At 67.2% G+C, this 23147-nt stretch carries 15 protein-coding genes and 3 pseudogenes; 13 read left to right on the forward strand and 5 right to left on the reverse strand.

Annotated features, from left to right (window positions below):
- The coding region (locus tag BMG07_RS31275; protein WP_198087769.1) for a PLP-dependent aminotransferase family protein at window positions 1–1195 on the forward strand (1195 nt) is incomplete at its 5' end.
- 6 nt (window positions 1196–1201) lie between these two features.
- Here the strand turns inward: BMG07_RS31275 and BMG07_RS31280 are convergent.
- Window positions 1202–2107: an AraC family transcriptional regulator gene (locus tag BMG07_RS31280; RefSeq protein WP_198087770.1), complete on the reverse strand. Its 906-nt coding sequence runs from the start codon at window positions 2105–2107 to the stop codon at window positions 1202–1204.
- Window positions 2108–2216: 109 nt separating this feature from the next.
- Here BMG07_RS31280 and BMG07_RS31285 point away from each other — a divergent pair.
- Both BMG07_RS31285 and BMG07_RS31290 read left to right on the forward strand, forming a co-directional pair.
- A pseudogene (locus tag BMG07_RS31285) lies at window positions 2217–2974 on the forward strand (SDR family oxidoreductase).
- A gap of 330 nt (window positions 2975–3304) precedes the next feature.
- The gene (locus BMG07_RS31290; RefSeq protein ID WP_198087771.1) at window positions 3305–3712 is read left to right on the forward strand and encodes a hypothetical protein; all 408 of its coding nucleotides are present in this window, start codon (window positions 3305–3307) and stop codon (window positions 3710–3712) included.
- A gap of 30 nt (window positions 3713–3742) precedes the next feature.
- On the opposite strand, the gene BMG07_RS31295 is transcribed toward BMG07_RS31290, so the two are convergent.
- The 4 genes from BMG07_RS31295 to BMG07_RS31310 all read right to left on the reverse strand — a co-directional run bounded on the left by BMG07_RS31295 (window position 3743) and on the right by BMG07_RS31310 (window position 7570).
- Window positions 3743–4348: a 2-hydroxychromene-2-carboxylate isomerase gene (locus BMG07_RS31295; protein ID WP_198087772.1), complete on the reverse strand. Its 606-nt coding sequence runs from the start codon at window positions 4346–4348 to the stop codon at window positions 3743–3745.
- Window positions 4345–5700, reverse strand: a complete 1356-nt coding sequence (locus tag BMG07_RS31300; RefSeq protein WP_198087773.1) for an MFS transporter — start codon at window positions 5698–5700, stop codon at window positions 4345–4347. The genes BMG07_RS31295 and BMG07_RS31300 overlap by 4 nt, the downstream gene beginning before the upstream one ends.
- Before the next feature lie 36 nt (window positions 5701–5736).
- Window positions 5737–6516: an aldolase gene (locus BMG07_RS31305; protein WP_198087774.1), complete on the reverse strand. Its 780-nt coding sequence runs from the start codon at window positions 6514–6516 to the stop codon at window positions 5737–5739.
- Window positions 6517–6697: 181 nt separating this feature from the next.
- The gene (locus BMG07_RS31310; RefSeq protein WP_198087775.1) at window positions 6698–7570 is read right to left on the reverse strand and encodes a LysR family transcriptional regulator; all 873 of its coding nucleotides are present in this window, start codon (window positions 7568–7570) and stop codon (window positions 6698–6700) included.
- Window positions 7571–7778: 208 nt separating this feature from the next.
- Here BMG07_RS31310 and BMG07_RS43160 point away from each other — a divergent pair, with 208 nt between their 5' ends.
- From BMG07_RS43160 to BMG07_RS31355, 10 genes and pseudogenes are all read left to right on the forward strand, one after another.
- Complete coding sequence (locus BMG07_RS43160; RefSeq protein ID WP_269759577.1) at window positions 7779–7943, forward strand: TetR/AcrR family transcriptional regulator; 165 nt, start codon at window positions 7779–7781, stop codon at window positions 7941–7943.
- Window positions 7901–8311 (forward strand): TetR family transcriptional regulator C-terminal domain-containing protein, encoded by a 411-nt coding sequence (locus BMG07_RS31315; protein WP_269759578.1) that lies wholly within the window; start codon window positions 7901–7903, stop codon window positions 8309–8311. Before BMG07_RS43160 ends, BMG07_RS31315 begins: the two co-directional genes overlap by 43 nt.
- Before the next feature lie 73 nt (window positions 8312–8384).
- On the forward strand, window positions 8385–9128 hold the full coding sequence (locus tag BMG07_RS31320; RefSeq protein WP_198087776.1) for an SDR family NAD(P)-dependent oxidoreductase: 744 nt from the start codon (window positions 8385–8387) through the stop codon (window positions 9126–9128).
- 230 nt (window positions 9129–9358) lie between these two features.
- A pseudogene (locus BMG07_RS31325) lies at window positions 9359–14592 on the forward strand (AAA family ATPase).
- Between the two features lie 21 nt (window positions 14593–14613).
- Window positions 14614–15287, forward strand: a pseudogene (locus tag BMG07_RS31330) (response regulator transcription factor).
- A 215-nt stretch (window positions 15288–15502) separates the two neighbouring features.
- The gene (locus BMG07_RS31335) at window positions 15503–16495 is read left to right on the forward strand and encodes a sensor histidine kinase KdpD (RefSeq protein ID WP_198087777.1); all 993 of its coding nucleotides are present in this window, start codon (window positions 15503–15505) and stop codon (window positions 16493–16495) included.
- Between the two features lie 475 nt (window positions 16496–16970).
- Window positions 16971–19811 (forward strand): winged helix-turn-helix domain-containing protein, encoded by a 2841-nt coding sequence (locus BMG07_RS31340; protein WP_198087778.1) that lies wholly within the window; start codon window positions 16971–16973, stop codon window positions 19809–19811.
- Between the two features lie 163 nt (window positions 19812–19974).
- Entirely contained in the window at window positions 19975–20652 is a 678-nt protein-coding gene (locus BMG07_RS31345; RefSeq protein ID WP_198087779.1) for a response regulator transcription factor, read from the forward strand.
- 141 nt (window positions 20653–20793) lie between these two features.
- Window positions 20794–21171 carry a response regulator transcription factor gene (locus BMG07_RS31350; protein WP_198087780.1) on the forward strand — a complete coding sequence of 126 codons (378 nt, stop codon included), beginning with the start codon at window positions 20794–20796 and terminating at the stop codon, window positions 21169–21171.
- Between the two features lie 139 nt (window positions 21172–21310).
- Window positions 21311–22732 carry a catalase gene (locus tag BMG07_RS31355; RefSeq protein ID WP_198087781.1) on the forward strand — a complete coding sequence of 474 codons (1422 nt, stop codon included), beginning with the start codon at window positions 21311–21313 and terminating at the stop codon, window positions 22730–22732.
- The last annotated feature ends 415 nt before the right edge of the window (window positions 22733–23147 follow it).

The following is a 23147-nucleotide window of genomic DNA, read 5'->3' on the forward strand; positions in this document are numbered from 1 at the left end:
CGCCCGGCTGTCCGCCATGGGCGAGCGGATCGCCTCGTTCGCGCTGCCGTTCGCACAGACGCTGCCCGCGAAGTCCGTCGACTTTCGCTACGGCCCGCTCGCGGGCGCCGACTTCCCCGCGATCGCGTGGCGCAAGGCCGCGCACCGGGTGGAACGCGAGCGCGCCGCGACGCTGGCCTACGACGACCCGCGAGGCGACACCGCGCTGCGCCGGGCGCTGCAGGCGCACCTGGCCCGCACGCGCGGGCTCTCGTGCGCCATCGAGCAGCTGGTCGTGGTCAACGGCTCGCAGCAGGCGCTCGACCTGTGCGCGCGCTTGCTGGTCGACGCCGGCGACACCGTGGTGGTCGAGAACCCCGGCTACCGGATGGCGCACCGCGTGTTCGAGGCCGGCGGCGCGCAGCTGCATGGCGTGGACGTCGACACGCACGGCCTGCGGACCGACGCGCTGGCCGGCATTGCGTCGGCGCGGCTCGTCTACGTGACCCCGACGCACCAGTTTCCGCTGGGCGCGTTCCTCTCGATCGGCCGGCGCCACGCGCTGCTCGACTGGGCCGCCCGGCACGGCGCCTGGATCGTGGAGGACGACTACGACAGCGAGTACCGCTACGCCGTGCGGCCCGAAGCCGCGCTGCAATCGCTGGACCCGTCCGGCTGCGTGATCTACGTCGGCACTTTCTCGAAGACCTTGTCGCCGCAGCTGCGCCTGGGCTACATGGTGCTGCCGCGCTCGCTGGCTTCGACCTTCGCGGCGGCCAAGCAACTGATGGACCGGCATGTCGCCTCGGCGCCGCAGCGAACGCTCGCGTTGCTGCTGGGCAACGGCACCTACGAACGGCATGTGCGCCGCATCCGCCGGCAGCAGCAGGCCCGGCGCGGCGTGCTGCTGGCGGCGCTGGAGCGGCATCTGTCCGGACGCATCACCGTGCTCGGCGCGGGCAGCGGGCTGCACCTGGTCGTTGAGTTCGACGGCCTGCCGCACACGCGCGAAGCCGAGCTCGCGGCGGCCGCGCTCGAAGAGCGCGTGCTGGTCTATCCGATCGGCCCGCTGTACCTGCCGCGCGAGCGCGCCTCGCCGCCGGAGCGTCGGCCCGCGGCGCTGGTGATGGGCTACGCCGCGCTGAACATCGGGCAGATCGATCTCGGCATCAAGAGGCTCGCGGCCGCGCTCCGGCGCATCGACCCGCGCGAATGAATGACTTCAGCCGCCCGTCGGCGCGCGCGCGTAAAGGCCGGGCGGCTGGCCCACGTGCCGGCTGAACGCGGTGCTGAAGGTGCTCGCCGAGCCGTAGCCCACGCGTTCGGCCACCTCCGCAATCGCCAGGCCCTGCCGGCGCAGCAGGTCTTTCGCCAGGGCCATGCGCCAGGCGAGCAGGTATTCCATCGGCGGCAGGCCGACGGCGCGCGTGAAGCGGTCGAAGAATGCCGAGCGCGAGAGCGCCGCCTTTTGCGCCAGCTGCACCACGGTCCAAGGGTGCGCGGGCCGGGCGTGCAGCTGCCGCATCGCGATCGAGAGCCGCGCGTCGGCCAGTCCGCGCAGCAGACCCGGGGGCGCGCCTTCACCGGAAGACGCCCGCAAGGCTTCGATGAGCAGCACTTCCACGAGGCGCGTGAGCACGAGCTCGCGGCCCGCGCGGTCTTCGAGCGACTCCTCGCCGACCAGCCGCACCAGCACCGACAGCCGCGCGAGACCGCGCACATGCACCAGCGCCGGCAGCAGCGACACCAGCAAGCCCGCGTCGGGTGAATCGAAGACGAAATAGCCGCCGAGCAGCCGCACGTCGGGCGGCCCGCCGGGCGTGCCGTGGCGAATCTCGTCGCTCGGCGCGGTCTCCGTCTTGGGGTCGATGCGCACGGGCATCGCGGGCTCGAAGCCCGACATGGTGAAGCCCGGCGTGGCCGGCATGAGCACGAAGTCGCCCGCCTCGAGCGTGAGCGGCTCCTGGCCGTCGACGGCCAGCAGGCAACTGCCCTCGAGCACCGCGCAGAAGCTGGGCTGGCCGAAATCGGCGTAGCGCACGCCCCAGCGCCCGGCGCCGCTGATGCGCTTGGAGAACACGGCGCGCGGGTTGAGCAGCGCGATGACTTCCGAGAGGGGGTCGCTCATGGCAAGACAGCCGGACGATTGCAAACTGATTAAGGACTTTTGATTGTAGGTAGTCCGCCCTGCGCTGGATATCGTTCAGCCCATGCAAACCACCCAACAAAACACCCTCATGAAAACCGTGCTCATCACCGGCTGCTCTTCCGGCTACGGCCTCGAAACCGCGCGCCACTTCCTTGCACAGGGCTGGCGCGTGATCGCCACCATGCGCACGCCGCACACCGACCTTTTCCCGCCGTCCGACCGGCTGCGCGTGCAGGCGCTCGACGTGACCGACCCCGCCAGCATCGCCGCCGCGCTCGAAGCGAGCGGGCCCATCGACGTGCTCGTCAACAACGCGGGCATCGGCCTGTTCGGCGCCTTCGAGGCCACGCCGATGGCCACCACGCGCGAGGTGTTCGAGACCAACACCTTCGGCGTGATCGCGATGACCCAGGCGGTGCTTGCGCAGTTCCGCGCCCGCCGCTCGGGCGTGGTGGTGAACGTGACCTCCAGCGCCACGCTGCGCCGATGCCGCTGGTGGCCGTGTACACGGCGAGCAAGACGGCCATCGAGGGCTTCACGGGGTCGCTGGCGCACGAGCTCGCGGCCTTCGACGTGCGCGTGAAGCTGGTCGAGCCGGGCTACGCGCCGACCACCAACTTCACGAGCAACGGGCAGTCGCGCATGGCGGGGCTGATTCCGCCGGCCTATGCGGCGTATGCGCAGGACGTGTTCGCGTCGTTCGCGGCACCCGCAGCGCTCACCACGGCCGCCGACGTGGCCGGGGCCGTGTGGCTGGCCGCGAACGACGAATCGGGCCGGCTGCGGTTTGCGGCGGGCGCCGATGCGGTGGCGCTGGCCGAGGCCAACCGCGGCCGCGCGAACTGAGAAGAAGTCTTGCCGTTGTCAGACGGCAGGGCCTCGAGGACGACGCTTCGCCGCTCGATGCCATTGCGCTGAACGCGTCGGCCGTGCTCGACGCCGCGCGGGGCGAGCGATATCTGCTTCGCTGTTGAGAGGCGACTCGAAGGCGCGGCCGGCAGCGCTGAGCCTCGGAGCGTCGCTTCATACGAAGGTATCTCCTAAACCAACGTTCAATGGTCGAGAACACGTGTTTTTGATTTCATTGCCTTGCATGCGCAGTTGTGTGCAAGCACAACAACCGGCCCTCGGGCGTCGCACCGATGCCTGTCGTTCTCTCACATCTAGGAGTTTCAAATGAGATTGCTTTTCTCCACGTGCGCCCTTGTCGGCGCGCAGATCCTGGCCTTCACCGCTTGCGCTCAAACGCAGCCCGCCAACAATGAAGTCACCCGTGCCGAACGCAAGGCGGAAGGCGTGGAAGCAGCGCGCACCTTCATGCCCGGCGAGGGCGACCCGATCCCTGAACCGAAGGCGAAGGCATCGAAGGCGGATCGCGTGGCTGCCCGCCAGGCGCGCAAGCCGCAGGGCGTTGAAGCAGCGCGCACCTTCATGCCCGGCGAGGGCGACCCGATTCCGGCATCAACCGTCAAGCTGTCTCGCGCGGAGCGCTCGGCCGAACGCAAGGCGAGCCGCGCCGAAGTGGCAAAGGCCAACAAGGCCGGACAGCTGCCTTCGTACAGCGACAACTACGGCGCCAAGTAGGCCATCCGATACGCGCAGGGCACGCTCGAATCAAGACAGCCTTCGCAGCACGGCTTCTTCGAGAAAATCCAGGCGGTCCTGCCCCCAGAAAAGCTCGCCGCGATAAACATAGGACGGTGAGCCGAAGACCCCGGCCGCCACCGCGCGGTCGGTGAACTCGCCGTAGGTGCGTGCGACATCGTCAGTGTGCGCGCGCTGCATCAGGGCCTGCGCATCCAGGCCGCAGGCGGTCACGATGTCGGCGAGCGTCCGCGGGTTCGAGATGTCCCTTTCTTCGCACCATTCGGCGCGCAGGATGGCCTTGTACAGCGCCACGACCTCGGGGCCGCCGGTGCCCGCCGCGATGACGATGCGCGAGGCCAGCGTGGCATCGGGGCACATGAACTTCGGGCTCGGCTCCACGTGGATGCCCAGGCGCCGGCACCAGCGCCGCAGCTCCGCCACCCGGTACCGTTGCCGCTCGGGCGCTCGCAAGGGCAGCAGGATGCCTCCCGTGCGCGCGTACACCGCCGGCAGATCCACCGGCATGTACCGCACCGTGGCGCCGTGCCGCCGCGCCAGCGCATCGAGCCGGTCGGCGCCCAGGTAGGCCCAGTCGGAGTTCATCCAGAGGTAGCAGTCGATCGACTCGCTCATGGCGTCGGCCCTTGCAGCGTGGGCTTGGCCAGAGGCTTCGAAAAACCCGCGAAGCGTTCGGTGCCGTGCATCTTGAATGCGCTGATGCAGGCCACCACGCCCAGCGCGCTCAGGTACCAGGTCACGTAGGCAGGGTCGCCGCCGCCCTTGGCCAGCAACCATGTCGCCATGATCGGGGCCAGCCCGCCGCCGATGGCGCCCGAGACCTGCACGGCCAGCGAGATGCCGGTGTAGCGCACCTCCGGCGGGAACTGGCTGGAGAACAGGCTGCCTTCGGGGCCATACAGGCAGGCGTAGACCAAGCCGATGGCAAGCACCGCGGCCGCGTTGATCCAGAAGACTTCCCGGGTGTGGAGAAAGTTGAAGAACAACGGCGCGCACACCACGATGCCGAGGGTTCCCAGCATGAACACCCACTTGTGGCCGATCTTGTCGCCCAGCATGCCGCACGCCGGCATCATGACCAGCGCCACGACGGCCCCCCAGATCGTGGCGTCCAGCATCACCGTGCGCGCAATGCCGAGGGTGCCGGTGGCATAGGCCAGCGCAAAGGTCACGGTGGTGTAGAACCAGGTCACTTCCGCCAGCCGGGCGCCCACCACCACCAGCGTTTCGCGGGGGTATTTGCGCAGCACCTCCATGACGGGAATCTCGACCTTCTTTCCGCGGTTCTCCATGCGTTCGAAGTCGGGAGACTCGGCCACCTTGACGCGGATGAACCAGCCCACGAGCAGCAGGATCACGCTGGCCAGGAACGGAATGCGCCAGCCCCAGGACAGCATGTCGGCCTCGGGCATCTTGGCCACCGCGCCCATGGCCAGCGACGACAGAATGAGCCCCGGCGCAACCCCGGCCTGCGGAAGACTGCCGAAGAAGCCTTTCTTGCCCGGCGGTGCGTGCTCCACCGCCATCAGCACCGCGCCGCCCCATTCGCCGCCGACCGCGATGCCCTGCAGAAAACGCATGAGCACCAGCAGCACCGCGCCCCAGTAGCCGATCTGGTCGTACGACGGAATCAGTCCGATCAGGATGGTCGGAATGCCCATCATCAACAGCGTGATGAGCAGCATCGACTTGCGCCCGACCTTGTCGCCGAAGTGGCCGAACACGATGCCGCCCAGCGGCCGTGCGAAGAAGCCGACCGAGTAGGTCGCGAACGCGGCCAGGGTGCCCGTGATCGGGTCGAACGCCGGGAAGAAGATCTTGTTGAAGATCAGCGCCGCCGCCGTGCCGTAGAGAAAGAAGTCGTACCACTCGATGGTGGTGCCCATCATGCTGGCAAGGCCGGCCGTGACGTAGCCCTTGCGGGTGCGGTGTGTCTCGTTGCCCGAGGGCTTTTCTTGTGTGTTCATCGCCTTGACCTTCGTGGGGACGGATGAGAAGAACGATCAGCGCGCCGCCGAAGGCAGAGCCTTCGTCTGGCGGCACCAATAGTTGAAGGTGCCGTTCACGATCGACGGCTTCAGCAGGTAGTCGTGCGCTTCACGCGCCAGGGCATCGTCCACGGGCGTGAGCGCCCCGTAGGCGGCCTGGGCGCGCAGCTGCATGCGCGCGGCGCGCTCCAGGTACACCGACAGGTAGGTCGCCTCCTCGATGGTCTGGCCGGCCGTGAGGTAGCCGTGGTGCGCCAGGATGATTGCCCGCTTGGCGCCCAAGGCTTCGGAAATCAGCACGCCCTCGTGGTCGGCGATCGGCACGCCGGGCCAGTCGGCGAGGAATGCGCAGTCGTCGTGCAGCGGGGTCATGTCCATCTGCGCGATCACCAGCGGCTGTCGTGCGGCGGCCAGCGCGGACGCCCAGGGCGAGTGGGTGTGCACGATCGCGTTCACGTCTTTGCGTGCGCGGTAGACCCACAGATGAAAGCGCGTGGCCGGGTTGGCCATTCCTTCGCCGCTGAGGGTGTTCAGGTCCTGGTCCACCTCGATGAAATCGTCGGGCGTGGCTTCGTCGAAGCCCAGGCCGAAGCGCAGCGTCCAGTAGGCGTCGGGCCTGTCGGAGCGGGCGCTGATCTGGCCTGCCAGCCCGGCCTCCTGGCCGGTCATCGCCAGGATGCGGCAGGCGTACGCCAGCGTTTCCTTCATGTCGCGCGGCGCATCTTTCAGGTGTTGCGCCATCTCGCGGGTGGCGCGCGCATCGAAGTATTCCTTCGTTCGAAGATCGTCTCTCATGTGCTCTTTCCTCGTGGTCCGGCGGCCAGCGACGAAGGCACGTTTGCCCTGTCGCGGCGGCTGCGGGCGAGTATGGAGACGGGGCAATGCCCAAGCCATGCAGCAATGCGCATAGCTGCTATGCGGCGCCGACGCGCGGCCGGCGATATGCCCGGGATATGCCGGGGTCCGGGCCCCGGTGCTACCCGGCGATGTCCACCGCCGTGGCGATCAGCTCCTCGACCAGCTGCGGCAGCGGCCTGTCGCACCGCACGATCGCCACCACCCGGCGGCGCAGCGCCGGCTGCACGATCGACACCTTGCGCAGCCTGTGATCTCCCAGCAGCTTGTCGGGAATGCGCCGCGGAAGAATGCAGGCGCCGACACCCGACGAGACCAACTCCAGCAACGCGTCGACCGTCTCGGCCTCGGCCACGAAGGTCGGGTCCAGGCCGCTGCTGTGGATCATCCGGCGCAGCACATAGTGCGATGGAAAGCCCACGAGCCTGGGGAGTTCGCGCGTCAGGTCGATGGCCTGGCCGATGCCGCTGGTGCCTTGCACCACGAGGCACATCTCGTCGTCGAACAGCGGCGTGGAAGCCAGCGCCTGCGACGCCACGGCCGAGTCGTAGACAAAGCCCGCGTCGGCCTTGCCGCTTTCGACCAGCGCCACCACCTCGGGCGAACTGCGGCCCATGAGGGAGAGATTGACGCTGTCGTGCTGGCTCACGAAGCGCGCCACCACGTCGCCCATGAAGTAGTAGCTCAGCGTATGCACGGTGGCAAGCCGCACGGTGCCGTGCGTGATGCCTTCGCGCGTTCGCACCGAGTCCAGCGCGGCGTCGATCGTGCGATAGCTGCCCTGCGTCAGGTCGCGCAGCTTGCGGCCCGCCTGCGTCAGCGCCACGCCGCGTCCGGTGCGCAAGAACAGCGGCTTGCCCACATGTGCCTCGAGCGCGGCCAGTTGCCGGCTCAGGCCGGACTGGGTCTGGTCCAGATCTTCCGCCGCACGGGACAAGGAGCCCAGTTCGGCGATCTTCAGGAAGTAACGGAGTTGACGGTCGAAGCTGTCCATGAGGGTTCTGTCGCGGAGCCCGACGGTACCACCGCACCGCTTCAGCCGGACTTGGACAATCAACCCGCGCAAGCGCATTGCGAACCTGATGGCCCAGGGAATCTTTTGGCGACGATAACAGTTATTGACCGTTCGATCAAAAAACCATAGATTCTGCTCGATGGCAAGACCTCGCGAATTCGACCGGGATGCGGCCCTTGAGAAGGCCATGAAACTGTTCTGGGCGAAAGGGTTTGCGTCCACCTCGACGGACGACCTCATCAAAGAGATGGGAATCGGCCGGCAGAGCCTCTACACGCCTTCGGCGACAAGCGTCGGCTGTACCTGGAGGTGCTGCATTCGTACCAACAGGCGTCGATTGGCGCCCACCTGAAGCGGCTGGATGAGCCAGCGTCACCGTTGGCGGGAATTTCCAGGCTCTTGAGCGGTCTGGCGCTCAAGGATGGCGAGGTCCGGGCGCTGGGTTGCTTTGGCGTCAGTTCGATCGTCGAGTTCGGCGCCTCCGACCCAGAGTTGAGGTGCGTTGGCGAAGCAGGCGGCGCGGTCATGCGCGGTCGAATTCTTGCGCGTATCCGGGAAGGCCAGGCGATAGGTGAGATCGATCCGAGTTTCGAGGCTGAAGAAGCTGCCGCATTCGTGCTCACGACCATGATGGGATTGCAAGTCACGGCACGGGCCGGAGCCAGCGCAAAGAACATGCGGCAGCTTGCGGCGTTCACCGTGAAGCGCCTGGCAGCATAGTTTTCAGGATCCTGCATTTCTGCAGGATATTTTTTCGTCAATTATGGATCGATTAGTCAAAAACAAAATCATCATGAACAACGCAAGCACAACCCAGCCCGGCAAGATCGCACTCGTCTTCGGTGGCTCTCGGGGCATTGGCGCGGCGGCGGTTCAACGACTTGCCGCCGACGGCTACTCTGTCGCATTCACCTACGTCTCTCGCTCCGACAAGGCCAATGCGCTGGTCGCCTCTCTCGAGACTCAAGGCGCCAAGGCTCTCGCCATTCAGGCGGACAGCGCAAATCCGGAAGCGATTCGCCAAGCTGCGAGCCAGGCCGTGGATCGCTTCGGAAGCATCGGCGTACTGGTCGTCAATGCCGGGTTGTTGCGCACGGGCACCATCGACACCGTCAGCCTGGAGGACCTGGACCTCATGCTGGATGTGAATGTGCGCGGGGTTTACCTCGCGATTCAAGCCGTGGTCCCTCATCTGCAGGATGGTGCTCGCGTCATCACGATCGGCAGCAACGCGGCGGTCCGTACCGGCATGGCCGGCACGAGCGTCTACCAACTGACCAAGACCGCCGTTGCGGGGCTGATCAAGGGGGTTGCCCTGGACTTGGCTCCCCGCGGAATCACCGTCAACAACATTCAGCCGGGGCCCACCCACACAGACATGACTGCGGACGCGATCGACATGCTCGCGGAACGCAGCCCGCTCCAACGCGTCGCCCAGCCCGAAGAGATCGCCGGACTCATCTCGTACCTGGTGCGCGACGAGGCCCGCTTCGTGACAGGTTCCAGCATCACCATCGACGGTGGGTTCACGCTCTGACGGCAAGGCCAGGCCGGCGGCGATTGCGGCCTCCCGGGCCTGCATCACCGCCATGCCTAACAACACCTAACACACGCCAACACTCTCGACTGCCGTCACGCGGCCAGTTGGGCTCCAATCGGTACGGAGCGAGAGGATACGTCTCGAGATCATGCACAGCCCGCAGACCAAGGCATCCGGATCACACCAAGGCGCATCCAGAACCGAACCTCCTTCGGAAGCCTACCCCCATGCGACAAGAAGATTTCAGTGAGCACCGCCAGGCAGAGCCCCTGGACGGCACCCTTTGCATCGATCGTGCAGAGGCCGAGCCCGCTCGCGGTGGTCCGGACAACAGCACGGACATGTTGTCACGGGAATTTCGCGACCTGGGTCCAGGCACGCCGCGCCTGGAGCGTGCCAGCGCCCGCGGCCTGGCATCGTGGCTCGTTGCGGGACGCGGCCAGGTCGCCCCGATCACGCTGGCGACGCTCCAGCACGAATATGCGTTCCGCGACGCGCTGCATGAAGACTGGGCGGCCGCGCCGATGGCGCTGGTGCCGCACGGCGAAGGGGCGCTCCTGGTGCTGAAAGACCCGGGCGGCGAGCCGCTGCGGCGAACCGCCCTGCCGGTTCGCGGCACGGAAGCGTTCATTGCCTTGGCACTTCAGCTCACCGCCGCCGTCGGCGCAATGCACGCGGCAGGCGTGATGCACCGCGCGCTGACCCCCGATCGTGTGCTGGTCATGCCCGGCGCAAGTGCCTACCTGACCGGGTTCGGCTACGCCATGCGGCTCGACACGAAAAACGGCGCGTCGCCCGACGGTCATCTCGGTCATCTGGCCTGGGACCAGGACAGCTTTGTCTACATGGCGCCCGAACTCGGCGGGCGCATGAACATGGGTGTCGATGCGCGCGCCGATCTCTATTCGCTCGGCTGCATCCTCTACGAACTGCTGACCGGCAGCCCTCCCTTCCAGGGCGTGGATGCCGCGGAACGGGTGCATGCCCATGCGACGCAGAAACCCGCCCCGCCCTGCGAGCTGCAGGAGGGCATTCCGGCGCAGTTGTCGCTGCTGGTCTTGAAACTTCTAGAGAAGTCGCCCGACCACCGCTATGGCGACGCCGCAAGCGTGCTCGCGGATCTGCGCCACTGCGAGACGCTGCAACGCCGGCAAGGATGCATCCCTCGTTTTTCGCTCAATGCCCATGCCGAACTGCACAGGCTGCTGCGCACGCAGCAGGTGCTGGGCCGCGAGGCCGAACTCGAGACGCTGGTGGCGCTTTATCGCGAAGTCGCCGACGCGGCCCAATCGCGCGTCGCCTGGGTCTCGGGGCCGTCGGGCATCGGCAAATCGATACTGCTGCGCGAGGCCGTCGCGCGCGTCCAGCGGTCGGGCACACCGCTTGTGGCCGCCGTCAAGAGCGAAGAAGGCCAGCTCGGCAGGCCCTATGCCATCCTGGTGCAGGCGCTCGAGCAGTTGCTGCAGTTCGTGCTCGGCTGTCCCGAGGACGAATTTGCGATCTGGCAGGATCGGATCCGCGCCGCGACGACGGCCGTCGGCCGCACCCTGGCCGGCTTCGTTCCCTCGCTGGCCCTGGTGCTCGGCCCCCAGCCCGAGGTTCCCGAGGCGCCCGACGCCGCGCCCGCACTCGAGCGGGAGCGCGTGCTTCAGGGCATGGCCCACCTCCTGGCCTGCTTTGCAACGACCGCGCGGCCTCTGGTGCTGCTGCTGGACGACCTGCAATGGGCGGACGTCGGCACCCTGCAGGTGCTCGAACGCCTGCTTCACCAGCATCCCGACAAGGCGCTGTTGCTGGTCGGCGCATTCCGCAACAAGGAGGTGGACGCCGACCATCCGCTGCGCGCGGGGCGGCTGGCCGAAGTACCTGACTCGGTCGCCATGGAACTCGGGCCGCTCGACGAGGGTTCGCTGTGCCAACTGATCGCGCTGGCGCTGCAGCAGGACGCCGAGGCCCTGGGCCCGCTGACCGAGGTGATCGGCCGCAAGACCGAGCGCAACCCGTTTTTCGCCCAGCACCTGCTCGGGCTGCTCGCCGACGACGGCCTGCTCGCCTACGACGCACAGGCCGCGGCCTGGCGCTGGAGCCTGGAGCGCATCGCGGCCCATCCGGGCATCGACAACGTCGTCGACCTGCTGGCGCGCCGCTTCGAACAACTGCCGGGGCCCACGCAATCCGCGCTGCAACTGCTGTCCTGCCTCGGTCACCGCGCCTCGGGCGAAGCGCTCGCCATCGCCATGGGCCTGTCGCCCGGCGCCGAGGCGCTGCGCAGCGTCGAAGCGGCGCTCGAACCCGCGCTCCAGGCCGGCAGCCTCTATCGCGAGGACGACGACTGGGTGTTCTGCCACGACCGCTTCCGTGAAGCGGCCCATGCCTCGATCCCGCCGGAAGATCGCCCACCGCTCCACCTGCGGATCGCGCGCCGCCAGATCGCGCACCCGGTCACGTCCACGCAGGTCTTCGCGATCGCGGCGCAGGCCAATCTCGCACGGAGCGCGGTCGACGCGCATCAGGAACGGCGCGACTTCGCCAGGCTCAACCTGGAGGCCGGGCGCCAGGCCAAGGCTGCAACAGCCCACCATTCAGCACTCGGCTTCTTCCGCTGCGCGCTCGATTTCCTCGGTGAAGACGACACCAGCGACGAGGGCCTGGCCGCGCACGCGCTGTGCGGCGAAGCCGAGTTCATGACCGGCGCGCTCGAAGTCGCCGAGGCGCGGCTATCGGCCCTGGAGCGGGTGGCCGGCGACGGCGTCTTCGGCGCGGACCTGGCGCGCTTGCGTGCCGCGCTCTACACCACGCTCGGCCGCTTCGACCTGGCGCTGGGCGTCGGGCTCGCGTTCCTGCGCAAGTCGGGCATCTACGTGCCGATGCAACCCGACAACGCCGCGGTCGACCGCGAATACGCGCAGCTGCGGGCGTGGCTCGGCCGCCATGGCATGGACGCGCTGCGCGGCCTTGCCATCGCCACCGATCCGCTGCGCCGCGCGATCACCAACATCTTTGCCGACCTCGTTCCGCCGGCGCTGTACACCGACCAGAACCTGGTCGATCTCATCCTGCTGCGCATGACCAACCTGGGGATCGTGCACGGCCATACGGACGCCTCGGCGGACGGGTACGCGTGCATGACGCAAGTCTTCGGCGTGCGCTACGGCGACTATGCCGCCGCACGCGATTTCGGCGCGTTGGCGCTGCACCTGGTCGACGAGCGCGGCCTCGCCCGCTATCGCGGCCGCGTCTACATGACCTTCGGCACCATGGTCGTGCCCTGGACACAGCCCGCCCGCGCGGCGCGCGACTACATCCGCCGGGCCTACAAGGTCCTGGTGGAGACCGCCGACCACACCTTCGCGATCTACTGCGCCCCCAACGAGGCCTCCGGCATGTTCTTCGCGGGTGAGTTCCTGGGCGATGCGCGCGACACGGTAGAGCGCGGCCTCGCCATTGCGCGCGACGCGAACTTCCAGTTCGTGGTCGACGCACTGCTGTCCCAGAAGCTGCTGCTCGCACGGCTGCAGGACGGCACCCGCGGCGACCCCGGCGCGCAACCGGGCGTGCCGCAGGAGGGCGCGCCGCCCACGCTGGTCGACTTCGAATACTGGGTGTACCGGCTGCAAGGCGCCTTGCTGTACGGCGAGCTTCCCGAGGCGCTCGAGGCTCGTCGCCGCGCCGAGCTTGCGCGGCGGCGGGGCGCACGTTCGCTGAAAGCGGCGAACTGCCGTACTACGGCGCGCTCGCGCTGCTCGCGCTGCCCGCGCGCGACGCGGACCAGCAGGCCGCGCTGCAGCGCGATGTGGACCAGCTCGCCATCTGGGCCCGGGCCTGCCCCGACAACTTCGCAGCCCGCTTCGAGCTGGTGCGCGCCGAACTGGCGCGGGTCGGCGGCAATCCGCTCGAAGCCAGCGAGGCTTACGCCCGCGCGGTGTCGCTCGCTCGCCGGCACGGCTTCACGCAGGTCGAGGCGCTCGCGGCCGAACTGGCCGCCGCGTTCCACGCCGGCCGCGGAGACGAACTGTCCGCGCACGGCAACCTGCGCTACGCACGCGGCGCATGGCAGCGCTGGGGGGCGGCGGCCAAGGTACGGCAACTGCAGGCCGCCCACCCCGCGGTATTCGAGCCCGACGCATGGGCGCCCGCGACGAGCCGCCTTCAGGCGCTCGACGCGCAGGCCGTGCTGCGCATCTCGACCGCGCTGGCCAGTGACATCGTTCCCGCGCGACTGGTCGAGACCCTGCTGCGCACCGCGCTCGAGAGTGCCGGCGCGGACTGCGGCACGCTGGTGCTGCTGCGCCAGGGTGCCTGGCAGGTGCGCGCGCAAGCGCAGGTACTCGACGGTGCCATCGCGGTCACACAGGAGCCCGCGGTATTCGGCACCGAGATCCTGCCGGTGTCGATCGTGCAGGCCGTCGCACGCACCCAGCAGCGCATGGTGGTGGGCGATGCGCGCGAAGAACAGTCCCTGGCACAGGACGACTACGTGCGCCGCCGACGCCCGCGCTCGGTGTTGTGCGTGCCTCTGATGCGCCACGCGAACCTCGTCGGCGTGCTGTACCTCGAGAACAACCTCGCGGCCCACGTGTTCACGCTGGCCAAGGCCGAGGTGCTGGAGGTGATCGCCTCCCATGCGGCCTTCGCGCTGGAGAATGCCCGGCTCTACGAAGACCTGCTCGACCAGAATCACCAGCGTGTCCTCGCCGAGGAAGAACTGCGGGCAGCGCTCGCCGACCTCGAGCGCGCGAGCCGCCTGAAGGCGATGGGCGAGCTGGTGGCCTCCATCGTCCACGAGATCGGCCAGCCCATCGCCGCCGTCGACACCTCCGCCAGTGCCGCGCTGCGTTGGCTCGACCGCAGCCCCCCGGACATTGCCGAAGCACGCGAGATGCTCATGCACATCAGCAAGAGTGCGCTGCGTGCCCGTACCATCATCCAGAGCCTCAGGGCCAAGGCGCGCAAGGCCGAGCCGCAGTTCGCCGCATTCGACCTCAACGAGGCACTGCGCGAAGCGGTGACACTGGTCGCCGGTCCGCTCGAATCGCTCGGCATCACCCTCGAACTGCGGGGCCTGGATTCACCGGAGCCCGTTTACGGCGACCGCGTCCAGTTGCAGCAGGTCGCGGTCAACCTGCTGATGAACGGCGCCGAATCGATGACAGCGATCGAACACGGCCCCCGGCTGCTGCTGCTCACATGCGCGAGCGACGGCGAAGGTCGGGTGCACGTCATGGTGGACGACGTCGGCACAGGCATCGGGGCCGAAACCACTGACAACTTGCTGCAGCCCCTGTTCAGCACCAAGGCCAACGGCATGGGCATGGGCCTGGCCATTTGCAAGTCGATACTGGATGCGCACGACGGGACGCTGGCTCTGCTGCCGCGCGAGACCGAGGGCACGCGCGCCGTGTTCACGCTGCCGTGCCCGCCCCCCGCGGACCTGGCGTCGACCGTGGCTGCGCGCGACTGAGCCAATTGCAAGGAACCGTTCATGCATCTTGCCGCCGCCCCCTCGACAGACACGCACGTCGCCCACGACACACGCGACACCCGTGTCGTCTACATCGTCGATGACGAAGAGCTCGTGCGAAGCGCACTGGGCAGCCTCCTGCGCTCCATCGACCTGGAGGTCCATGCCTTCGCCACGACCGAAGAATTCCTCGCCGCACCACGCGCCGGCGGGCCTTCCTGCCTCGTGCTGGATGTTCGCCTGCGCGGCCAAAGCGGCCTCGTGCTCCAGCAGACCTTGAGCCAGCCCGGTCGACCGCCGACCCCCATCATCTTCATGACCGGCCACGGCGACATCGCCATGACCGTGAAGGCGATGAAGCTGGCGCCGTGGACTTCCTGAGCAAACCCTTTCGCGACCAGGACATGATCGATGCGGTCATCGCCGCGCTGGACAACGACGCCAAGCGCCTCGGGGCCGAACGCTCGCGGCATGAACTGCGTGCCTGCTGGCACTCGCTCACCCCCCGCGAAAACGAGGTGGTGCAGCACGTGGCCGCCGGGCTGATGAACAAGCAGATCGCCGCCCACATGGGCATTGCGGAGATCACCGTCAAGATTCACCGCGGCCAGGCCATGCGCAAGATGAACTCGCGCTCCGTCGCGGAGCTGGTGCGCATGATGGAAGCGCTCGGCGTCCTGCAAGACTCGCACTGAGCACGCCACGGCGTCCGGCCGCCGGGATGGCGCCGCGCCGTCCCGTGGCGAACGCGGATCGTGCTGCGGATCGATCGACCTCACCGGCCACACGCACGCATGGCCGGGGCAAACCTTCGTAGGGGTCGACCGAACGCTCGTGCAATGGTGCGTCGGGCCCCCTCGTGATGTCATCGCACCCATGCCGGCCGGTGCGCTGGCGTCAGGAGAACGAGATGAATTCCACCGAACCAGTTCGCCGCTCACGCGGCATCGCCCTGACCGTGGCGTGCGCGCTCGCCATGGCCACGCTCGGGCAGAACACGCAGGCGTCGATGCTTGCCCCCACTTCCTGCACCCTCAACGCAGGCCTGCCATCGCTCTTGTCGATGCCGCTGCTCGTCGTTCTTGCGCTGGTTGCGGCGCTCCTCGGACTCAAGCTCCAGGCGCACCGAGCCGGTGCGGCGCGCCTTGCCCGCACCCTGGAACGCGTCGACAGCGACGCCCGCATGCCCGCGCTGGACGAGCGCGGCTCAGGCGACGTCGCGCAACTGGCGCGCGCCATCAACACGGTGCGCCAGCGGCAAGCCGAGCGCGTGGCCGAACACCTGGACGTGCAGGCCGCCTACGCGCACGACTTGCGCACGCCGCTCACCCGCATGGGATTGCGCTGCGAGATGCTCGAGGACTTCGAGGCGCGCAAGGCCATGGAGCGGGACCTCGCGGAGATGCGCGAGCTGGTCGACGGCAGCATCGCCAGCGCGCGGATGCAGCACAGCCTGGCCGAACCCCTGCAGCGCGTCGACGCCGACGGATTGATTGGCAACCTGGTGCGCGACTATCGCGACTCGGGCCGAGCGATCGCGCTCGACGGATGCATCGGTCGCCCGGTGGTTGCGTGCCCGCTTGCGCTGCGACGCGTGCTCGCCAACCTGATCGACAACGCATTGCGCTATGGCACCGATGTGCGTGTATGCGCCCGCATCGATACCCAAAGCCTGGTGTTGGCAGTGATGGATTCCGGCCCGGGCATCCGGCCGGCGCAGATCGACGCGGTCCTGTCCCCCTGGGTTCGGGCGCAGCAGTCTCACGAGGAAAAGCCCGGATCCGGCCTCGGCCTGGCGATCGCCCGACGCCTGGCGCAGTCGATGCAGGGCGAGCTTCATCTGGAAAACCGCCGCAGCGGAGGGTTCGAAGCCCGGCTCACGCTGCCGCTCGTGGTCGCGTAACGCCGACCCCGACCCCGACCCCGAACCTCATGTTCCCTGGCGAGATGGATCTCGCGCAATTGTTGTGGCGCGAGCAGTGCGCAGCCACGCCGTCAAGCCGTGCCTCATGCGCACGGCGCTGACATTGCGGCGCAACACCCGGACCGGGCTGTAACCGCCTGCGTCGCCTGCGCCGCATAGCAGCTATGCGCATGGCTGCATTGCTTGCGCACGCCCCCTGCCCATACTCTCCCGCAACAGCCGCGACGCGGTGGCTCGCTGCGTGACCCGTTCACGCCGACGCACCCGCACGAACCTCGGCCGCGTCCTTGCGGCAAGACCCGCATTCGCCTGGCTGTAAACTGCGGCGGCCTCGGCGACCCACGGATTTGCTTGCTTTCGTGGAGGGGGTGCGCCCATCCATATTGCACCAGCGCAGCTCGCGCCCGCGCAAAACCAAATTTCGTCCGGCATCCCATAGAGCACCCCATCGACCATGAGGACTGAACCACTCGCCAAGGCAGATGAGATCGTTTCATTCGGCCCCTTCAGTCTGCGGGTCAGCGAGCGGCTTCTCACGCGCGACGGCGTGCCGACGGACCTTGGCGGTCGTGCAATGGACGTGCTCCTGGCGCTGATCGCCAAGGCGAATATCGTCGTGAGCAAGGAAGAACTCCTGGCTGAGGCCTGGCCGGGAATGGTCATCTCGGACGGAAGCCTGCGCTATCAGATCACCATGCTGCGCCAGGCGCTCGGCGACGGGCAGGACGGCGCCCGGTATGTGTCGAACATCGTGGGCCGGGGGTACTGCTTCGTCGCCAAGATTTCCAGAACCTCCACGGCGCCGGATGTGCGGGCGGACCCGTACGAATCCCCGGTCGAGCCGGGCTTGCCCGCGCAACCCAGCGTGTTGGTCGGTCGCATAGGGGATCTGGCCGTCGTTGCCGCGCAGCTGGTCAAAGGACGCTTTGTCACCCTGGTCGGCACCGGCGGCGTCGGCAAGACAACGGTCGCGATCCGGACCGGACACGATCTGCTGGCCGATTTCGCCGGCGCTGTCGTCTTCGTGGATCTGGCGACCCTTGCCGATCCGTCGCTGGTACCGACCGCCATCGCTTCCATGCTGCGACTCTCGGTACGCTCCGTCGATCCGGTTCCCAGCCTGATCTCGTACCTGCGCGGGCGCCGGATGCTCCTGATCCTGGACAACTGCGAGCACCTGATCTCGGCGACGGCGTCCCTGGCCGAAAGAATCTTCCAGGCGGCCCCCGACATCCATATTCTGGCAACGAGCCGGGAGGCTCTGCGGGTGCAAGGCGAGTATGTCCACTTGCTCGAGCCGTTTGCCAGCCCGCCCGACCTCCCCGGCCTCGGTGCTCGGGAAATCTTCATGTACCCCGCCACGCACTTGTTCGTGGACAGGGCGCAGGCCAGCGGAAGCGCGCTCGACCTGAACGGTATCGACGCCCCCATCATCGCGAACATCTGCAGAAAACTCGATGGCGTGGCGTTGGCGATCGAACTTGCGGCGCGCCGTGTGTCGACCTACGGACTGCGCCAGACCGCCACGCTCCTCGACGAGCGGTTGGCGCTTTCGTGGCTTGGCCAGCGCGGCGCGCAGCCGCGGCACCAGACGCTGCAGGCCACGCTGGACTGGAGCTACGAGCTTCTCGATGTTCACGAGCGCCTCGTTCTCTGCCGCCTGTGCGTCTTTGTCGGCTACTTTTCGCTCGATGCCGCGCGTCATGTGGCGAATACGGAAAACCTGACCAAGGGGCAGATTGTCAATGCGATCGCCAGCCTGGCGGAAAAGTCGCTGCTTGCCATCCACCAGTCGGGCTCATTCACCCGCTACCGGCTGCTCGAAAGTACGCGCACGTATGCACTGTCGAAAGCCAGCGATGCGACCGTCCACGACGCATCGTCGAGCCACGCGCTCTACTTCAGGGAACACCTGCGGCGGATGACGGCGTCCCGGGATGTCGAGGATGCCGCCGACCTGGGCAACGTACGCGCCGCCCTCACATGGTGTTTCGGCGTGAGTCGCGCGACGGAACTCGGCGTTTCACTGGCATCGGCGGCGGTGCCCGCGTTCATGGCGAAGTCGTTGCTGGCCGAGTGCCACAGCTGGACGAAACGCGCGCTTGCGGAACTGGCGCCCGCGATGCGCGGCAGCGCGACCGAGATGCATCTGCAGGCGGCCATCGGGTTGTCGCAAATGTTCACCCAGGGCAACAGCGACGAGGTACGCACGGCCCTTCAGCGCAGCCTCGAAGTGGCCGAAGCGCTCAATGACGCCGCCAGCCAGGTGCAACTGCTCGGCCGGCTCCAGATTTTTCACGAACGCATCGGGGACTTTGTCGAATCGCTGAAATATGCGCACCGCTGCGCCCACATTGCCGGTGCCCTCGACGACGCCGCAGCGGTCGCGACCGCGAACTCGCTGGTCGGGCTGTGCAACCACCTGCTGGGCGATCAACCCCAGGCGAGACGCTTGCTGGAGGCGGCGATCGCCGCCTCGGCAGACATGCCGCAGGACAGCAGCATCTACTCGGGGTTCGATTTTCGCAACCGCGCCTGCATCGCCTTGGCCAGGACATTGTGGCTTCAAGGCTACCCGTCGCAGGCCGTCGTGCTCGCGCAGCGCGCCGTCGACGAAGCGCGTCAACTGGACCATCCCGTCACGCTGTGCATCGCACTGATCTGGGCGGTTTCGGTGTACATGTGGGTCGGTGATCTCGAGCGCGCCGAACAGGACATCCACCGATTCATCGCCTATGCGGAGGCGCACTCGCTCACGCCGTACCTGGCCGTGGGCCGGGGAGTCAAGGGCGAGCTCGCGGTCAGGCGAGGCGATGCCGCGGGCGGCGTCCAGGCCATCCAGGGCTGTCTCGTGGAGCTGCGCGAATCACGCTACGAGCTGCTCACCACGGCGTTCAACCTCACACTCGCCGAAGGCCTGACCGCCTTGGGAAAAACAACCGACTCGCTGCAGCTGCTGGACGACACGCTCGCGTTGGTGCATGCAAAGGGCGATCTGTACAACCTGCCGGAACTGCTTCGGGTCAAGGCTCGCGCGTTGTCGTGCATCTCGCGCACGGAAGAAGCCGAGGAATGCCTCATCCAGTCCCTTGCCGCCAGCAGGCATCAAGGCGCGCGCGCATGGGAGCTGCGAACCGCGACCGACCTTGCACGGATATGGCAAGCAGGCGGACGCAAGCGCGACGCGCGAGCCCTGCTGGAAGACACCCTTGCTCACTACACCGAGGGTTTCGAGACGGCGGACCTCCAGGAGGCGAAGCAACTCATCGGCAAGACGAAGGACAAGTCCGTCTGAATCGGCAGGGGTGGATGGCCATGGCCCGCGGCCATGGAAACGACATCATCCTTTCGTATGGTCGCCCCCTCTGTGCGTATGCAGCCCCTGGAATCGCGGCATTGCCTCTGGTACCTTAGGAAGCAGGGGCACGATGCGGCCCGCGATACCTGCAACCGCTGCAATGCCCAACTCCACGCCCTCGCACACTGCCACCTCGCCCCAATCCAAGGAAACCCTGGACCCCCGAGTCGTCTACATCGTCGATGACGAAGAGCTCGTGCGAAGCGCACTGGGCAGCCTCCTGCGCTCCATCGACCTGGAGGTTCATGCCTTCGCCACGACCGAGGAGTTTCTCGCCGCACCACGCGCCGGCGGGCCTTCCTGCCTCGTGCTGGATGTTCGCCTGCGTGGCCAAAGCGGCCTCGTGCTCCAGCAGACCTTGAGCCAGCCCGGTCGACCGCCGACCCCCATCATCTTCATGACCGGCCACGGCGACATCGCCATGACCGTGAAGGCGATGAAGGCCGGCGCCGTGGACTTTCTGAGCAAACCCTTCCGCGACCAGGACATGATCGATGCGGTCATCGCCGCGCTGGACCACGACGCCAAGCGCCTCGGGGCCGAGCGCTCGCGGCATGAACTGCGTGCCTGCTGGCACTCGCTCACCCCCCGCGAAAACGAGGTGGTGCAACACGTGGCCGCCGGGCTGATGAACAAGCAGATCGCCGCCCACATGGGCATTGCGGAGATCACCGTCAAGATTCATCGCGGCCAGGCCATGCGCAAGATGAACTCGCGCTCCGTCGCGGAGCTGGTGCGCAAGATGGAAGCACTCGGCGTCATGCAGACCTTTTGTTGAGCCCGCAGGCAACCGGGCGGCGCGCGCCAGCCGCCCATACCTTCATATGATGGCGCCGCCCGCTGGCGGCGGTATTCTGGGACACCGGGCAACGATGGGATAGTCCCAGCAGCTTGTCGAGTAAAGAGCCGGAATTTTCCTTTGCCCCCCCTCAGCATCGAACTCGTGTCCATCGTCGACGACGATCCTTTCGTGCGTACCGCCACCAGCAGCCTGGTGCGTTCGCTCGGATTGGAAGCGCGCGAGTTTGCATCGGCCTCGGCGTTCCTTGCATCCGACATAGCCGCGCGTACGCGTTGCCTGGTGTGCGATGTGCAAATGCCGGCGATGGACGGCGTCGAGCTGCTGGAGCAGCTCCTGGGTCAGGGCATCCGTATTCCCACGCTGTTCATCACCGCGTTCGCATCGAATCGTGTGCGCGAGCGCGTGCGGGCCAGCACCGCACTGTGCCTGCTCGAGAAGCCGATCGACGCTTGCGAGCTGGAGACCTGGATCGGCCACGCGCTCAAGCAAGACTGAGCGCCATTCCTTCGTATGTGTCGCTCCCATACGAACAGCTGATGGAAATGCCGGTCGATGGTTCGTAGAGTGGGGAAGCTTTCAATACCGACGAGAGGAAGATTCCCATGAGCCCCCCCGCACCTTCGAAGACACCCCGCTGACCACCGCCTTCGGCGCGCCCGTGGCCGACAACCAGAACAGCCTGACCGCGGGCCCCCGAGGCCCGCTGCTGATGCAGGACGTGTGGCTGATCGAGAAGCTCGCCAACCTGAACCGCGAGATCATTCCCGAGCGCCGCATGCACGCCAAGGGCTCGGGCGCCTTCGGCACCTTCACCGTCACGCACGACATCACGCGATACACGCGCGCCAGGCTCTTCAGCGCCGTGGGCAAGAAGACCGAGATGTTCGCCCGCTTCACCACCGTGGCCGGTGAACGCGGCGCGGCCGATGCCGAGCGCGACATCCGCGGCTTCGCGCTCAAGTTCTACACCGAAGAAGGCAACTGGGACCTGGTGGGCAACAACACGCCGGTGTTCTTCGTGCGCGACCCGCGCAAGTTCCCGGACCTGAACAAGGCCGTGAAGCGCGACCCGAAGACCAACATGCGCAGCGCCACCAACAACTGGGACTTCTGGACGCTGCTGCCCGAAGCGCTGCACCAGGTCACCATCGTGATGAGCGATCGCGGCATTCCGGCCAGCTATCGCCACATGCACGGATTCGGCTCGCACACCTACAGCTTCATCAACGCGGACAACGAGCGCTTCTGGGTGAAGTTCCACTTCAAGACGCAGCAGGGCATCAGGAACCTCACGGATGCGCAAGCCTCCGCCACCGTGGGCGCGGACCGGGAAAGCCATCAGCGCGACCTGTTCAACGCCATCGAGCGCGGCGACTTCCCCAAGTGGACGCTGTACGTGCAGGTGATGCCCGAGGCCGATGCGCAGGAGGTGCCCTACCACCCCTTCGACCTGACCAAGATCTGGCCCAAGAAGGACTACCCGCTGATCGAGGTGGGCTTCTTCGAGCTCGACCGCAACCCCGAGAACTTTTTTGCCGACGTCGAGCAGAGCGCCTTCGCGCCGAACAACCTGGTGCCCGGCATCGGCGTGTCGCCCGACAAGATGCTGCAGGCGCGGCTGTTCGCGTATTCGGATGCGCAGCGCTATCGCCTGGGCGTGAACCACCACCAGATTCCGGTGAACGCCGCGCGCTGCCCGGTGCACAGCAACCACCGCGACGGCGCCATGCGCGTGGACGGCAACTACGGCGGCACACCGCACTACGAGCCCAACAGTTTCGGCCAATGGCAGGAGCAGCCCGACTACCGCGAGCCGCCGCTCAAGCTGCGCGGCGATGCGGACTTCTGGAACTTCCGCGAGGACGACGCCGACTACTACCAGCAGCCCGGCGACCTGTTCCGCCTGATGGCGCCCGCGCAGCAGCAGGTGCTGTTCGACAACACGGCACGCGCCATGGGCGATGCGCCCGAGTTCATCAAGCGCCGCCACATCGACAACTGCAGCAAGGCAGACCCGGCCTACGGCGCTGGCGTGGCGAAGGCACTGGGCCTTTAACGCAAGCGCATTGCGCCCGAGGCGCCTCAGCCACGAAAGCGCCCCGTCTGGACGGAGGCGCTTTTCTTTTGTCCGCGGTCCTGCGTTTCGCCGATGAATTCCGCTCGCCTTTGAAATGTATTGTTCAAAAAACAAACCGGGATACAGAGCGATACGCAACACGGTCGGAAAGATTTTCTCGCGCGCAGTATTTGGATCTGCCCGCCTTTCCACCACTGCTTGTCCCTCAGGAGATCCCGATGACATCGTCGTTCCAGCTTCCCCGCAGAACCTTCCTCACCACAGCGGCGCTCGGCGCCGCGGCCGCTCAGCTCGCGGCAATCACGCCGGCCTTTGCCCAGACCGCCGGTGCACTCAAGCGCCTCGAACCGCTCAAGAGCATCGACGCCGGAACGCTCAACATCGGCTACTACGA

The sequence above is a fragment of the Variovorax sp. E3 genome, from assembly GCF_016082275.1.
Classification (GTDB): domain Bacteria; phylum Pseudomonadota; class Gammaproteobacteria; order Burkholderiales; family Burkholderiaceae_C; genus Variovorax.